The organism is Acinetobacter sp. (assembly GCF_036659555.1).
Classification (GTDB): Bacteria; Pseudomonadota; Gammaproteobacteria; order Pseudomonadales; family Moraxellaceae; genus Acinetobacter.
Genome location: NZ_JAVXCI010000026.1, coordinates 1 through 14357, shown reverse-complemented (window position 1 = coordinate 14357; position 14357 = coordinate 1). Strand labels below are relative to the sequence as shown.

Genomic DNA, 14357 nt, shown 5'->3' with positions numbered 1-14357 from the left:
TGAATGAAACTATTTAAGAGTATAGTTCTTTGTTTATGCACAACAATTTCTTTTAGTGCATGTTCAAATGTTGAAAAACAAAAAGAAGGTATAAACGTGATAGATTTTAAAAACCCTAAAAAGGTCTGTTTTGGCCGTATTGAAATGACGGTTCCAAAAGAAACAAAAGTTGAATATAGCAACTTTAATTATAATGGCAGTGATCTTGAAGTAGATGATAGTGTTAAAACCTATGAAGCTTACCAAAAATTAATTAATGATAAAATTAAATTTTTAAAACATGAACCGCATGAAACTGAAGGTGTCTTATTAAAGCAAGAAATGCGCGGTCCTATAGATCAAATGGGTCGTAGTGTAAGTCATATTATTGTTTATAGAAGTACTCAATACACTGTTGAAGCATATGAAATATATGGTTATCTGTATTTAAGGCCGGGCAAGTTTCTTATTCTAAAAAGTGGAGCAAGTAATGACCTTTTAGATGAGGCAATAGCAGAAATACAACATAATTTAAAAAGTATCAAAATACGATCAGAAAAAGAAGAGCAAGCAGGCCTATGCTGGAAAGAGTTTTTTATTGCTGATGATATGAGCAAAAATATTCCATTTACAGGGGGATATTTACATTTCACCTTCCCAAGTTATCCAGGCGTTCGTGCTGATATTGAACATCGTGTTCGCCTAGAGTCAGATGTACCTTTAATAGAACTCATGAAACAGAGACAACAAGAATTACCGGCAATTGTAAAAGTACAAATAAAACTTGAAAATTTAAGAGAGCATAAAAAAATCGTAAATGACTTAGCTGGTGAAGAAGTATTGAATCATATTTCTGAGCGTGCATATTTTGAGCGGGGATTTGAAGATGGATCTTGGCAATATTTAGGCAGCCTAGAGAATGACAATGATCCATATATACAGTTTAGTTTTGAAAGTGCTGAAATGGTGAATCCTGATGAATCTTTTTATTCTATGGTTAGTCAAAAAAATGCAATTCAGCTTAATGATTTTATTCTAAATAGTATTCAAACTTCTCCAAATAATAAAAAGGAAAAATAAAATGGCTGAAGTTGTTTCACAAACGAATTCTGCGACAAGTCCCAGTTCAAATAAATTAGGCACCCATGTTGAAGTGCCGCTCAATGATACAATTCCGATTATATTTGTACCCGGAATTATGGGTTCAAACATTTTTAATAAGGCCTTAGGTAAACCTGTTTGGATGCTCGGAAATGGCGCAGGAAAAGCTAAGACATTATTTCAACAAATGAATAAAAGTCCAGCGACATTGCAGAAGGAATTAGATTATTTGAATACTGAGGTAGACAAAAGCGGGATGATTAAAGTCGATAGCCGTTTGAAACTAACTGAACAGATATTAAGGGACCGTTATTGGGGCACAGTGCATTGGGACAGTTATGGTGGAATCTTAACGTATTTACAATGGGTATTGAATAATGTCGATTTAAAAGAACAACCCATATATGGCGTGGGGGGCGTTGGAGGTGGATATGCTGCTGCCCGGCAAATGAAACTGCAGGAATCTATTGATGAATGGAAAAGTCTATTAAATAAAACTGAACTTGGTCAATGGTTTCCTCAAGCAGCATTAACAAATGTAACTCAGCAAGATATAGAACATTTAAAAGCATTTCATTTCCCCGTGTATGCTATGGGATACAATTGGCTCCAATCGAATGAGAATGGTGCAAAAATAGTTTCAGGCAAACTGGATGCTATAAAAAAAGCATTAGGTGGGCGCTTTCATAAATTTATTATCGTGACCCATTCTATGGGAGGCTTGCTGACACGTCGCCTAGTTCAAATCCGTAAGGATGTTGCTGGCGTAGTCCATGGGGTGATGCCAGCGGAGGGTGCTGCAGCAGCTTACCGGCGGATTGTTTCAGGTTCAGGAGATGTGGGCGCTGTACCCGCCTATGTGCTTGGAAAAAATACTGAACATGTAACTGCTGTTTTAGCTAATGCGCCTGGCGGTTTAGAGCTTTTACCGAGTAAGGCGTACAACAAAGGAAAACCTTGGTTATTTTTAAATGGATCAGGGCTAATGAATGGTAAGGACTTGCAAACAAATGTTGTGTCCTTACCGCAGACTGATCCCTACAGCGAAATTTACAAAGCAGATGGTGTTTGGTGGGAAATGGTCAAAGAAGAATTGATTGATCCTGCAAAAATGGTAAAAAGAGATAATCCCAAAAAACGTGTGAAAGATGTTTATAAATTAAGAATTAATGATGTACAGGCTTTTCACAACAAAATTACAAATAAATATCATCCCTGTACTTATGCTAATTATGGACATGACCCGAAATTTTCCAGCTTTGGAACTTTAACTTGGACATTAGATCAAGCTGTGAGAGGCCTAACTGCTGATCAAATGAAAAGGCTGCCAAGAGCAAGTGCGAAAGATGTTGAAGCATATAATCAAAATATTGCAAAAGATGCGATGTATATGGGGCAAGGCGCTTATCACTATATCAAAGAAAATATGAAAGAAAATAATGGATTAAGATATATAACATTAACAAGTGGTAAGTTTGGAACATTTAAAATTTCTGAAAAAAATGCAGACGGTGATGGAACAGTGCCATGGCAATCGGGTTCTGCGCCATTAAAGCAAACTGGTGTAAAACAAGTATTTAAAATGAAAGGATTTGATCACCAAGGCTCTTATAATAATATTCATGTGCGCCGATCTGTTCTGTACTCAATTGTAAGAATAATCAAAGAAAATAATATTCAACCTAAGTTTAGATAAACGGAACAATGAAGAATAAGTTTTTTTCTTTGAGTTGTTCTTTCAAGGTGGAAAATCTTTTGGTTTTGTGGCGAGTATTGTAATAACGTCATAAAGTTTATTTATTGTGATATTAACGTATCTTCACTCAATTTGATCAATTCGGATGAAAATATCTAATGAGGGGATGCTATGGATGTCGGCGCAGTTTTGATTCAGTTAAAGCCTGATTCTTTAAGCAATATTGAGGCGTGGAAAGATGAGCTGAATGCGCGCAAGGCGGAGGCGCTTGAAACGCTGCAGGCGGAAGGCGTGCATGTGGAGTCATGGTTTCATTTACAGCTGGAAGGGAAGGATTATTTAATCGCCTATATGCGGGCGGATGATATTGCGCGGGCGCAGCAGATTGGCCGAACAAGCCCATTCCCGATTGATCAGGTGCATAAGCAGTTTAAGCAGAATTGGCTGAAAGTGATGCCTGCAAAATTGCTGCTGGATCTGGATAATTGCTGATTTTTATTGATTAAGCTGCAGCTCTCTTCGGTTTTAGTGTCTGCACTGCCGCACTCGCGGATACGCAGTTTATTTTCCTTAACGATGAGGTAGCAATGGCATTGCTGCTTTTCGCAATAGCAAATTTCAGCCGGGTTTGCCTATACTAGGCGCAGGCTTTATTTTCAGAGTTTATTGTGAAACAGCGTATTTTACTCATTACTGGCTGGGGCGGCGGCGCACAGCTGCTGACTCCGCTACAGCAGGCTTTGCAGCAGCAGGGCCATGCCGTTGAGCTGTGGAATATCTTCAATGCTCTGGATCAGCAAACGCTGCAGCGGAAAGCTGAACAGGCGCGGGAGTTTGATGTGATTGCCGGCTGGTCTTTGGGCGGTCAGCTGGCGGCATTGCTGGCTGATCAAATTGCGAAGCAGCATGCTGAACACAAGATTTTGATTACATTGGCATCCAATCCCTGCTTTGCCGCCAATGCTGAATGGCAGGCTGCTATGGATCAGCCGGCATTCCAAAGCTTTAAGCAGTCCTTCGAGCAGGATGCAGTTTCGACTTTAAAGAAATTCGGCTATATGGTTTGCCAAGGCACGTCAAGCACAAAACAGGATTTCCTGACGCTGCAAAGTTTGATTCAGGCGCAGAATTTAGAACTGTTAAGGCAAGGACTAAACTGCCTTGAGCAGCTTAATACTGCGGATATCTTAAAGAATTATTCCGGCAGGCAGTATCATATTTTTTCCAAGCAGGATTCCTTAGTTAGCTGCAAAGTCGAGTCTAAACTTCAGGATTTCGGCGCCAAGTTTATGGAAACAGAACTGCTCAGCGGTTCGCACGGCTTTCCCTTGTTTGATTCTGAATTGACAAGTTGCAAAATCTGCCAATATTTAAAGAAAATAGAACAAAGAAGCGCATAACTGGCTTATCTCGCAATTTATTTTTGGATCATGCGGGTTTAAGATCATGCAAAATGGATTTTAAGCCTTGGGCATGGAGCGATGGATGACCGAATTAACCGATCTGCAGTTTGATCAGCAGCACCTTTGGCATCCCTATACGTCCATGACCCAGCCGCTGCCGGCATTTAAGGTGAAGAAGGCCTATGGCGTGACCATTGAGCTGGAAGATGGCCGGCAGCTGATTGACGGCATGTCTTCCTGGTGGTGCGCGATTCACGGCTACAACCATCCTGAACTGAATCAGGCTGTGGCGGAGCAGCTGCAGCAGATGTCGCACATCATGTTTGGCGGCCTGACGCATGATCCTGCAATTCAGCTCGGCCGGCTGCTGCTTGAAATCACCCCGCCCAGCCTGAGCAAAATTTTCTATGCAGACTCCGGCTCGGTGGCGGTTGAAGTGGCGCTGAAAATGGCGGTGCAGTACTGGGCTGCGCAAGGCCAAACGGCAAAAACCAATTTTGTCACCCCGCGCTCGGGCTATCATGGCGATACCTGGAATGCCATGTCGGTCTGCGACCCGGTGACCGGCATGCATCAGATTTTCGGCTCAAGCCTGCCGAACCGCATTTTCGTCCCTGCGCCGCAGATTGGCTTTTATGATGAGTGGGATCAGCAGGACATGGCTGAGCTGGAACAGGTTCTAATAGCGCATCACGGCAGCATTGCCGGCCTGATTCTGGAGCCGGTTGTGCAGGGCGCCGGCGGCATGCGCTTTTATCATCCTGAATATCTGCGCCAAGCCAAGCTGCTGTGCGAGAAATATAATATCCTGTTGATCTTTGATGAGATTGCTACTGGCTTTGGCCGCACCGGCAAGCTGTTTGCCTGGGAGCATGCAGGTGTTGAGCCGGACATTATGTGCATTGGCAAAGGCCTGACCGGAGGCTATATGACGCTTTCCGCAGCCTTAACCAGCGCCCATGTGGCGGAAACCATCAGCCGGAGTGAGGCCGGCGTGTTCATGCACGGGCCGACCTTTATGGCCAACCCTCTGGCCTGTGCGGTGGCGCTGAAAAGCACGCAGCTGCTGCTGGCGCAGGACTGGCAGGCCAATATTCAGCGTATTGAACAGCAGCTGCGCCATAGGCTGCAGCCCTTGGCGGTGCTGGAATATGTGCAGGATGTCCGGATATTGGGCGCGATAGGCGTGGTGGAACTGAAATTCAATGTAGACATGCAGGCCCTGCAGCAGCAGTTTGTGGAGCGCGGCATTTGGGTGCGCCCCTTTGGCAAGCTGGTATATGTGATGCCGCCGTATGTTATTTCGGACGCAGAGCTGAATACGCTGCTGCAGCAGCTGGCTGCCGTGGTTGCGGGCATGCAGGAGCATGCGGAATGAGCTTGATGGATCATTATGCGCAGCAGCTGGACAGCCTGAAGCAGCAGGGAAATTTGCGCCAATTCACCGCAAACCGGCAGCAGGGCCGCTGCATTCAGATTGGCGGCCGGCAGATGCTGAATCTGGCCTCCAACGATTATTTAGGGCTGGCTTCGGATATTCAGCTGCGGGAGCAGTTTTTTGATGAAACCCCGAATGCGCAGCGCTGGATGAGCTCATCTTCATCGCGCCTGCTGACGGGGAATTTTCCAGAATATGAACAGCTGGAAGTCAGTTTAAGCCGGGCCTTTCATGGCCGCGCGGCGCTGCTGTTTAACAGTGGCTATCACATGAATATTGGCATACTGCCTGCGCTCAGCGACAGCAAAACCCTGATTTTGGCGGATAAGCTGGTGCATGCCAGCATGATTGACGGCATTCGCCTGTCGGCAGCCAAGTATGTGCGCTACCGCCATAATGATTTGCCCCATCTGGCGCAGCTGTTGCAGAAATACCATGAGGATGAAGCGTTTGAGCGCATCATTGTGGTGACGGAATCCATTTTCAGCATGGATGGCGATGAAACTGATCTGACTGAACTGGTCCGCATCAAAAAGCAGTTTTCCAAAGTGATGCTGTATGTGGATGAGGCGCATGCGGTGGGTGTGCGCGGCGCGCAGGGCTTGGGTTGCGCGGAGCAGTACGGCGTGATTGATGAGGTTGACCTGATTGTCGGCGCTTTCGGCAAAGCCATGGCATCCATCGGCGGCTATCTGATTTGCCATCCGGTGATCCGCGCCTATTTGATCAACAGCATGCGCCCCTTGATTTTCAGCACGGCCCTGCCTCCGATCTGCATGGCGTGGACTGATTTTATTTTGCAAAAAGTGCTGGCCCTGAATCCGCAGCGCCAGCATCTGCAGCGCATCAGCCAGTCGCTGCGCCAGGCGGTGGCCGCCAAAGGCTTTGACTGCCCCTCCAGCTCGCATATTGTGCCGGTAATCATCGGCGAATCGCAGAAAACCGTCGAAAAAGCCCAGGCGCTGCAGGCTGCCGGCTTTTACATCATGCCTGTGCGCCCGCCGACTGTGCCGCAGGGCAGCTCGCGCCTGCGCATTTCTTTAATCGCTTCCATTGAGCAGGCTGAGCTGGATCAGCTGGCCGCTTTGCTTTGAGTTTTGATGATGCCTATTGATAAAGCTCAGGTAGCGCAGCGTTTTGCCAAGGCGCACCAAAGCTATGACCTGCATGCCGTGGTGCAGAAGCGCATTTGCCGGCATTTGATGAATCTCATGCTGCAGATCCTGCCTGAACGCAACTTCAAGCGGGTGCTGGAAATCGGCTGCGGTTCCGGCAATCTCAGCCATCAGCTGCTGCAGCGCCTGCGCATTGAACGCTTGATTTTAAATGACCTGTATCCTGAAATTCAGCAGCATTTCAAGGCTGCGGAAAACCTTGAATGGCTGATCGGCGATATTGAGCAGCTGCCTTTTCCGCAGGCGCTGGATTTGGCGGTTTCCAGTTCGGCGCTGCAGTGGATGGCCGATCTGCAGTCGGTTTTCCGGCAGGCGCATCAGGCGCTGCAGCCCGGCGGCTATTTCTGCTTTTCAACTTTCGGCCAGCAGAATCTGCAGGAAATTAAAGCTTTAACCGGACAAGGCCTGGAATATTTAACGCCCGCTGAAATTCAGCATCTGCTGCAGCAGCAGGGCTTTGAAGTGTTGCATCTGTCTGAAAGCCTGGATGCGCTGCATTTTAATCATCCGCGCGAAGTGCTGCAGCATCTGAAAGCGACCGGCGTAACGGCGGTATCCGCCGGGCAGCGCTGGACGAAGCAGTCCTTGGCGCAGTTTTATCAAGGCTATGCGCAATATTCACAGCGCAATGATGCAGGCCAGCCTGAATATCATTTGAGCTATCATCCCATTTACTGCATTGCGCGGAGAACTTCATGACGGCACCGGTTTATTTTATCAGCGGCATTGATACCGGCATTGGCAAGACCTATGCCACGGGCTATTTGGCCAAGCTGTGGAATCAGCAGGGCATCCGCACCATTACCCAGAAGCTGATTCAAACCGGCAACAGCGGAATTTCAGAAGATATTGAGCAGCACCGCCAGATCATGCAGATGGGCTGGTTTCCTGAAGATGACAGCCGGCTGACCATGCCTGAAATTTTCAGCTATCCGGCATCGCCGCATTTAGCCGCGAAAATCGACGGCCGCGCCGTGGATTTCGCCAAAATTGCCCAAGCCACGCAGCAGCTGGCTGAACGCTATGACGCGGTGCTGCTGGAAGGCGCCGGCGGCCTGATGGTGCCGCTGACGGACAGCCTGCTGAGCATTGACTATGCGGCGGAAAAAAACTTTCCCGTGATTCTGGTCAGTTCCGGCCGGCTGGGCAGCATCAACCACACCATTCTCAGTCTAGAAGCGCTGAAAAGCCGCGGCCTGCGGCTGCATGCTTTGGCCTATAATTTGAGTGCAGAATCGCAGGATGCGCTGATTTCAAAAGATACTGCAGAATACTTAAAGGCTTATTTGGTCAAGCATTTTCCGGATGCGCTGTGGATGGATATTCCAGTGATTGAATGATCTGTTTAAAGGGCTTGGCCCGGCGGAAGCGCTTAAACAGCGGGCGCTGCTGCGCATCAAATCAAGTTCAGGGGCTAAAAAAGCAAAAGCCAGTCAATTTCTTAACTGACTGGCTTTGTCTTGGCTAAGCGGTTTTAGCGCTTTCAGCAATTAAAACTTCTTAAAGCTTTTATTGGTGCCGAAAGGCTTGCGCGGCGCATTTTCGTCGCGGCGCTCGCGGTTGCCGAAATTGTCATCACGGCGTTCACGCTGGCCGTAAGTGCCCTGATTGCCGTCCTGGCGGCGTTCACGCTGGCCATAAGTGCCTTGATTGCCGTCCTGGCGGCGTTCGCGCTGGCCGTAAGTGCCTTGATTGCCGTCTTGCTGGCGCTGCGCATAGCCGTTTGGATTTTCACGGCGCTCACGTTCGCGGCCGAAAGCCGGTTTTTGCGGGCTGCTTTCATCTTCAGTGTCGCGGCGCTGCTGGCGCAGGAAACCGCCGCGGCGCGCTGCCATCGGTTTTTCCTGCATGCGCTCATTGCGGCGTTTCGCCATGCCGAATAAGCCGGTGCCTTGGCGCGGCTTCAGCTCAACCGATTTGGTTAAGTTGTCGATATCGTTTTTATCCAGCTCCATCCAGCGCCCTGTGCGCAGCTCGCGCGGCAGAATGACTGTGCCGTAGCGGGTGCGCAGCAGGCGGCTGACTTTCAGGCCCTGCGATTCAAAGATGCGGCGCACTTCGCGGTTGCGGCCTTCTTTGACCACAACTTGGAACCAGCGGTTAATGCCGTCGCCGCCAATTTCAGTGAATGATTCAAATTTTGCCGGGCCGTCATCCAGCATGACGCCTTTCAGCATGTTGTTTTTCAGCTGAGGCGTCACTTCGCCCATGACGCGCACCGCATATTCGCGCTCAATTTCATTCGACGGATGCATCAAGCGGTTGGCCAGTTCGCCGTCGTTTGTGAACAGCAGCAAGCCAGTCGAGTTGATGTCCAGACGGCCCACCATCACCCAGCGGTCGCCCTGAATCTGCGGCAGCTGCTCGAATACGGTAGGGCGGTTTTCAGGGTCATTGCGCGAGCAGATTTCGCCTTCAGGCTTGTAGTAAATCAGCACGCGGCGGCGGATTTCATCTTCAATCTGGAACTGCACTTTGCGGCCGTCGATGCGAAGCTCATCGCCCGGCTCAATGCGTTCACCCACTTGGGCAACTTGCCCATTCACGCTTACGCGCCCGGCGGCAATGACTTCTTCCATATAGCGGCGAGAACCCAAACCAACACGCGCAAGCACCTTTTGCAATTTTTCACTCATGACAGCATAACCTTAGAAATTATCATCAACAGTTCACCTATTTATGACTTCGGCGCGTTTGCGTCGAGGGCCATAAAAGCTTCCTTGGCATCCTGCAGGGGAGGCAATTGACCTAAAGAATGAAGGCCAAAAGCATTTAAAAATTGTGGCGTTGTAACTAACAACGCAGGTCTTCCCGGGAGTTCCCTGAAGCCGGATTCTTTAATCCAGCTGCAGTCAAACAGCGTGCGCAGTATCTGGCTGTTATTGGTTACTCCGCGGATTTGCTCAATATCTGCCCGGGTCACTGGCTGGTGGTAGGCAATCACAGCGAGCGTTTCGAGCAAAGATGGCGATAAGCGAGTTGGTCGCTCAGGCCATGTCTGTGCAATAATATTACGGTATTTTGCGCGAACTTGAAATCTGAAGCCTTGCGCGGTTTCCACCAGTTCAATGGATCTGCCATGCTGCAGCAAGGACAGCTGCTGCAGCAATTGGCGCATTTCCGGCTTGCTGTAGCGGTCCTGAAAGGCTTCTTTCAGCCGGGCAAGCGACACGGCTGCTTCACTGGCGAAAATAACCGCCTCCAGCTGCATCAGCACTTCATGCACATCTTCCTGAAAATTGGCCGGCTGCGCCAATGGGCTATTCATGCGCGCGCTCCCTGAACCGCAAGCGGCGCTTCCACGCCTGTGGCAACAATAGTCACTTTCTGCTGGCGCGTCAGCTCTAAAATGGCCATGAATGTGACCACCAGGCCCATGCGGCCTTGGCTGGGCTTCAGCAGGGCTTCAAATTCCAGCACAGCGCCGCTTTCCAGCCGGCTTTCAATGTAGGCAATGCGCTCTTCCAGCAATACCGGTTCCTGCAGAATCTGATGAACGGCAGGTTCAGGCCGGCTGAATACGCATAAAATTGCGTCACGCAGCGCATCTGCGCTGTAGCCGTCATTGTTTTGAATCACATGGCCTAAGCTGATATTGGCTGCAAAAGTGTCGCGCTCCAGAATGTTCATCTGGCCTAGGCGCTCGGCAGCTTGCTTAATGCGCAGGTAGTTTTCCAGGCGCTCAATCAGGTCTTGCTTTGGGTCGGCTTCGGCCGCGCTGATATTCTTGGGTTTCGGCAGCAGCAGGCGCGATTTTAAATCGGCTAAAAGGGCAGCCATGACCATGTAGTCTGCGGTCAATTCAATATTCAGCGATTTCATCGCCTGCATATAAGAAAGATACTGCGCGGCGATCGGGGCAATATCCAGCTGCAGCAGGTCAAAGCCGTTTTTTTGAATCAGGTAAATCAGAAAGTCGAGCGGGCCTTCGAAATGCTCTAAAAGAATTTCAAATGCAGCGGGAGGAATGTAAAGATCCTCAGGAAGCGCATCTTGCCACTCATCCAAAACGCGGATGTGTGCAGAGTGTTCCATTGGCTCATGGACAGTTTGATTCATTGCAATTATAGGCCACGCGAATTTTCAAAGGCATGAAGAAGCTATTTCAAATCAAATTAGAAACGCTGCCGTGAGCGGATGATGAGAAAGAGCAAAGATAATATGAGCGCTAGTCTAATGGAAAAACGCACTGAAATAAATCACAGAGCGCTTAAAATGCCAAAAAAACCTCAAAAAAAATAGGGGATAATGGCAGTTTTTAATATTGAATGGCAAAGTTGCTGTTTTATCAGTAGTTTGTCAGTACGGCATTTATGCAAGCCGCATGCTGAAAAAAACATTGGGCAGAATGATGAAAAACTATCAAAAAACGCAAGAGAATGAATATGGGCAGCTGACCGGAAAGCCTGTTAAAGGCAGCCTGCCGGCATCCATTTCCATAGAGGAACTGAAAGGCCAGTCTGTCAGCCTGCTGCCATTTTCTGCCGGCACCTTGAGCGAAGCGCGGCTGCAACAGCTCTGGCACTGCGCGGATGGGGAACCTGACGGCCGGTGCTGGACTTATCTGCCGTATTCAGCTTTTCAAAACCGGCAGGAACTGCAGGCGAAACTGCAGCAGCAGTTCGGTTTTGCAGATGCCATGCATTACTGCATTGAAAGCCGGCAGCAGGCGGCCGGGTGGCTGGCTTTGCTGAATATCCGCCCTGCGCAGGGCGTCATTGAGATAGGCAATCTTTACTTTTCGCATGTGTTGAGGCAATCGGCTGCTGCAACAGAGGCGGTGTTTTTAATGCTGCAGGCGTGCTTTCGGCAAGGTTTCCGGCGGGTGGAATGGAAGTGCGATGATTTAAATCTGCCGTCTAAGCGGGCTGCGGCGCGCTTTGGCTTTCAGTACGAAGGAACATTCCGCCAAGACCGCATCACTAAAGGCTGCAGCCGCAACACGGCATGGTTTTCCATTCTGGATGAAGAATGGCCGCCTTTGGAGCAGGCTTATCAGGCTTGGCTGCATCCGGAGAATTTTGATGCGGCTGGGCAGCAGAAAATCCGCCTGCAGGATTTTATTCGGCTGTATCAGAAAAATAAATGAGCTTGCTTTAAGCCGATCTGAAAATTGCATTATGAAGATCGGCGCCGATTTAATGTTTATCTTGGCTTATGGCTGGTTTTGATTCGGTTTAAGCAAAAGTTGAGATTAAAAAATTGCTGGCGCTTTTGAAATTTGAACCCAAAAAATCAAACCCTCTAAAGGGCATTTAACTGAGAAAAAACTGAAAAAATGTTGTTTACTGTTTGTGAAATAAATTAAAATTACTACATAACCAATTGAAATTAAAGTTTAATAATAAGGAAATGCAAATCAAATGCCGCTTATTTTAGTGCTGATTGGAATGATATGTTTCGGCGTGTTTTTAGGCTATCCCAAATATCAAATTATGAAATTAGAAGACAAGATGCGAAGCACGCTTAAATCAGGAGGATTTGCGCAGTTTGAGGCACAATACCGCCCATTTATGAATGCTGCAAAAATTGATTTTTCTGTGCTGGATCAATATCCCAATATCCGCTTTTATATGCGCAATACAGCATATGCGGGGAAGGACTTACCTGAAGGGTTAAGGCGCATGGCGCAAACCATGAGCTGTGATTCCATTGAGTCATTCCGCGCTATGGAATACAAGGAATGGACTGCTCTATTGAATGTATTGGAAGAGGATCAAATTACTTTTCATGTTTCTTTAAAAAATAAATTTGGTACAGAGTTGGCAGCGCATCAGCAAAAGCTTTCCGCATGTTCTAATTTTTTGGCTTTAAGAAATTTGAAAGAAGAAGATGGCCAGAGCTCGCAAGAAGCTGCTCTAGTGCCAGCTCAAGCGCCTGTGATTCCTTCGGCTGTTGAAGCTGCGCCTGCTGCTGCGTATTCAGGCAGTGATGAGGCTGCGGCGGTATATTCGGGCAGTGATGAAGCTGCTGCGCATTAATGACTCAATAAATGCGCGATGAGATGAGGTGTTCAGAAAAAGCCTTGCTGATATGCAATTCAGCAAGGTGGATTTTACAGGATGTATTTAAGCCGCGGCATGGAGGGCTGCGGGTTATTCAAACGCGCTGATATCGCCCGCGCCGCGCCGGATAATTTCCGGATGGTCTTTGGATAAATCGACAATGCTGGTGGTGGATAAAGTGCCCAGCCCGCCGTCAATCAATACGTCAATGCGCTTGCCGATCTGCAGCTCAATTTCATAAGGATCATCCAGTGGGTCCTGCTGATTGGGCAGAATCAGGGTGCTGGTCAGCAGCGGTTCCCCCAGCTCTTTCAGCAGCATTTGGCAAATCCGGTTGCTGGGAATGCGCAGGCCGATGGTTTTCTTTTTAGGATGCATCAGGCGGCGCGGAACTTCGCTGGTGGCCGGCAAAATAAAGGTGGTAATGGCCGGGGTATTGTTTTTCAGCAGGCGGTACATGGCATTGTCAACCTTGGCATAGGTGGCGATGTCGGATAAGTCGGCGCAGATAATGGCATACTGGTGCTTGGCGTCCAGCCCGCGGATTTGCGCTATGCGCTCCATGGCGCTTTTATTGCCAATCTGGCAGCCGATGGCGTAGGCCGCGTCTGTCGGATAAACCACAACGTCGCCGGCGCGGATGCGTTCGGCGGCCTGCGTAATTAACCGCGCTTGAGGGTTTTCGGGGTGTACGCGTAAATGCAGCATAGCGTGTCCTCCAGTTTTTGGCTTCTATCTATAGGCTAAGCTTATTATGGATGCGCAGGGCGCCGGCATGCAATGCATTGCGCGCAGAATATTGTGCAGTTTAATCAAGCATTTCACGCTGGAATTCATGCGCCTGTAATGTTTTGCCATTCCGGGTGCAGGCGCAAATGCAGTCTATAAAGCGCCGCGCGTCGCGCGGGAGCTGCGCTTCGCCGCTGAAATAGCGCTGCAGCTGCGCATGGACATTGTCCTTAAATGCGGCGCCGTCACCGCCTTCGCCGGTCAGGTTGTCCAAAGACACGCGGAATTTGCGGCCAAAGGCCTGGGCAAACAGCCATTCCACCGCCTGCGGCTTAATTTCAACCTGTTCAAACAGCGCCTGCTGTTCCGCCGTGCGGCCATCCGGCGCATACCAGTAGCCCAGGTCGGGCAACAGGCGGCGCTTTTCGCCGGCAATGGTCCAGTGGCTGATTTCATGCAGCGCGCTGTTGAAGAAGCCGTGCGCAAATTGAATGCGGGCAGGGGCGCTTTCATCCGCCGGAAAATATTCCGGTTCAGAACCGCCTTTGACTAAAGTGACATTTAGGTGGGAAAACCAGTGATTAAAGTGTAAGATGAGCCAATCGGCCTGTTCCGGTTCTGCCGATAATTTAGCCCATTGCGAGAGTTGCACTGGCTTGGCTGAAATGTCAGAATCGGCGGCTGGAAGTGTGCTAACTAGTGATGAAACACTCACTTCTGTTTGCGGCTGCAACAGATGCATAGCTGTGTTACCCAAATGGTCTGTCTAAATAAGTGCAAAATTGTATCTTAATCTTTGACAGAGTACTGATGAATTTGTAGAATTGCCGC

Annotated in this window: 14 protein-coding genes and 1 pseudogene; 10 read left to right on the top strand and 5 right to left on the bottom strand. The window is 48.7% G+C overall.

Going from position 1 to position 14357, the window contains the following annotated elements; genetic code table 11:
- Nucleotides 1–3 precede the first annotated feature (3 nt).
- The 8 genes from RSA72_RS05370 to bioD all read left to right on the top strand — a co-directional run bounded on the left by RSA72_RS05370 (nucleotide 4) and on the right by bioD (nucleotide 8132).
- Nucleotides 4–1059 carry a T6SS immunity protein Tli4 family protein gene (locus RSA72_RS05370; protein WP_332622040.1) on the top strand — a complete coding sequence of 352 codons (1056 nt, stop codon included), beginning with the start codon at nucleotides 4–6 and terminating at the stop codon, nucleotides 1057–1059.
- A gap of 1 nt (nucleotide 1060) precedes the next feature.
- Complete coding sequence (locus tag RSA72_RS05365; protein WP_332622039.1) at nucleotides 1061–2776, top strand: esterase/lipase family protein; 1716 nt, start codon at nucleotides 1061–1063, stop codon at nucleotides 2774–2776.
- Between the two features lie 171 nt (nucleotides 2777–2947).
- Nucleotides 2948–3268: a DUF6176 family protein gene (locus RSA72_RS05360; RefSeq protein WP_332622038.1), complete on the top strand. Its 321-nt coding sequence runs from the start codon at nucleotides 2948–2950 to the stop codon at nucleotides 3266–3268.
- Nucleotides 3269–3444: 176 nt separating this feature from the next.
- Nucleotides 3445–4176, top strand: coding sequence for a lipase family protein (locus RSA72_RS05355; RefSeq protein WP_332622036.1), 732 nt, complete (start codon nucleotides 3445–3447; stop codon nucleotides 4174–4176).
- An 85-nt stretch (nucleotides 4177–4261) separates the two neighbouring features.
- Nucleotides 4262–5557 (top strand): adenosylmethionine--8-amino-7-oxononanoate transaminase, encoded by a 1296-nt coding sequence (gene bioA / locus RSA72_RS05350; protein WP_332622035.1) that lies wholly within the window; start codon nucleotides 4262–4264, stop codon nucleotides 5555–5557.
- Complete coding sequence (locus RSA72_RS05345; RefSeq protein WP_332622034.1) at nucleotides 5554–6711, top strand: 8-amino-7-oxononanoate synthase; 1158 nt, start codon at nucleotides 5554–5556, stop codon at nucleotides 6709–6711. The genes bioA and RSA72_RS05345 overlap by 4 nt, the downstream gene beginning before the upstream one ends.
- A 9-nt stretch (nucleotides 6712–6720) precedes the next feature.
- Nucleotides 6721–7491, top strand: coding sequence for a malonyl-ACP O-methyltransferase BioC (bioC, locus tag RSA72_RS05340; RefSeq protein WP_332622047.1), 771 nt, complete (start codon nucleotides 6721–6723; stop codon nucleotides 7489–7491).
- On the top strand, nucleotides 7488–8132 hold the full coding sequence (gene bioD / locus RSA72_RS05335) for a dethiobiotin synthase (protein ID WP_332622033.1): 645 nt from the start codon (nucleotides 7488–7490) through the stop codon (nucleotides 8130–8132). The genes bioC and bioD overlap by 4 nt, the downstream gene beginning before the upstream one ends.
- 435 nt (nucleotides 8133–8567) lie before the next feature.
- Here bioD and rluB read toward each other — a convergent pair.
- The 3 genes and pseudogenes from rluB to RSA72_RS05320 form a co-directional block, all read right to left on the bottom strand.
- Nucleotides 8568–9428 (bottom strand): annotated as a pseudogene (gene rluB, locus RSA72_RS05330) (23S rRNA pseudouridine(2605) synthase RluB); the annotation flags it as partial.
- A 41-nt stretch (nucleotides 9429–9469) separates the two neighbouring features.
- A complete protein-coding gene (gene scpB, locus RSA72_RS05325; RefSeq protein ID WP_332622032.1) occupies nucleotides 9470–10060 on the bottom strand; it encodes an SMC-Scp complex subunit ScpB in 591 nt (196 codons plus the stop codon).
- On the bottom strand, nucleotides 10057–10851 hold the full coding sequence (locus tag RSA72_RS05320) for a segregation and condensation protein A (RefSeq protein WP_332622030.1): 795 nt from the start codon (nucleotides 10849–10851) through the stop codon (nucleotides 10057–10059). Before RSA72_RS05320 ends, scpB begins: the two co-directional genes overlap by 4 nt.
- A 292-nt stretch (nucleotides 10852–11143) precedes the next feature.
- On the opposite strand from RSA72_RS05320, the gene RSA72_RS05315 reads away from it, so the two are divergent.
- Both RSA72_RS05315 and RSA72_RS05310 read left to right on the top strand, forming a co-directional pair.
- Entirely contained in the window at nucleotides 11144–11881 is a 738-nt protein-coding gene (locus tag RSA72_RS05315) for a GNAT family N-acetyltransferase (RefSeq protein ID WP_332622046.1), read from the top strand.
- Between the two features lie 274 nt (nucleotides 11882–12155).
- Entirely contained in the window at nucleotides 12156–12773 is a 618-nt protein-coding gene (locus RSA72_RS05310; RefSeq protein WP_332622029.1) for a hypothetical protein, read from the top strand.
- A 114-nt stretch (nucleotides 12774–12887) separates the two neighbouring features.
- On the opposite strand, the gene RSA72_RS05305 is transcribed toward RSA72_RS05310, so the two are convergent.
- Together RSA72_RS05305 and RSA72_RS05300 are read right to left on the bottom strand one after the other, a co-directional pair.
- Entirely contained in the window at nucleotides 12888–13505 is a 618-nt protein-coding gene (locus tag RSA72_RS05305; protein WP_332622028.1) for an L-threonylcarbamoyladenylate synthase, read from the bottom strand.
- Between the two features lie 100 nt (nucleotides 13506–13605).
- A complete protein-coding gene (locus RSA72_RS05300) occupies nucleotides 13606–14268 on the bottom strand; it encodes an elongation factor P hydroxylase (protein WP_332622027.1) in 663 nt (220 codons plus the stop codon).
- Nucleotides 14269–14357 lie beyond the last annotated feature (89 nt).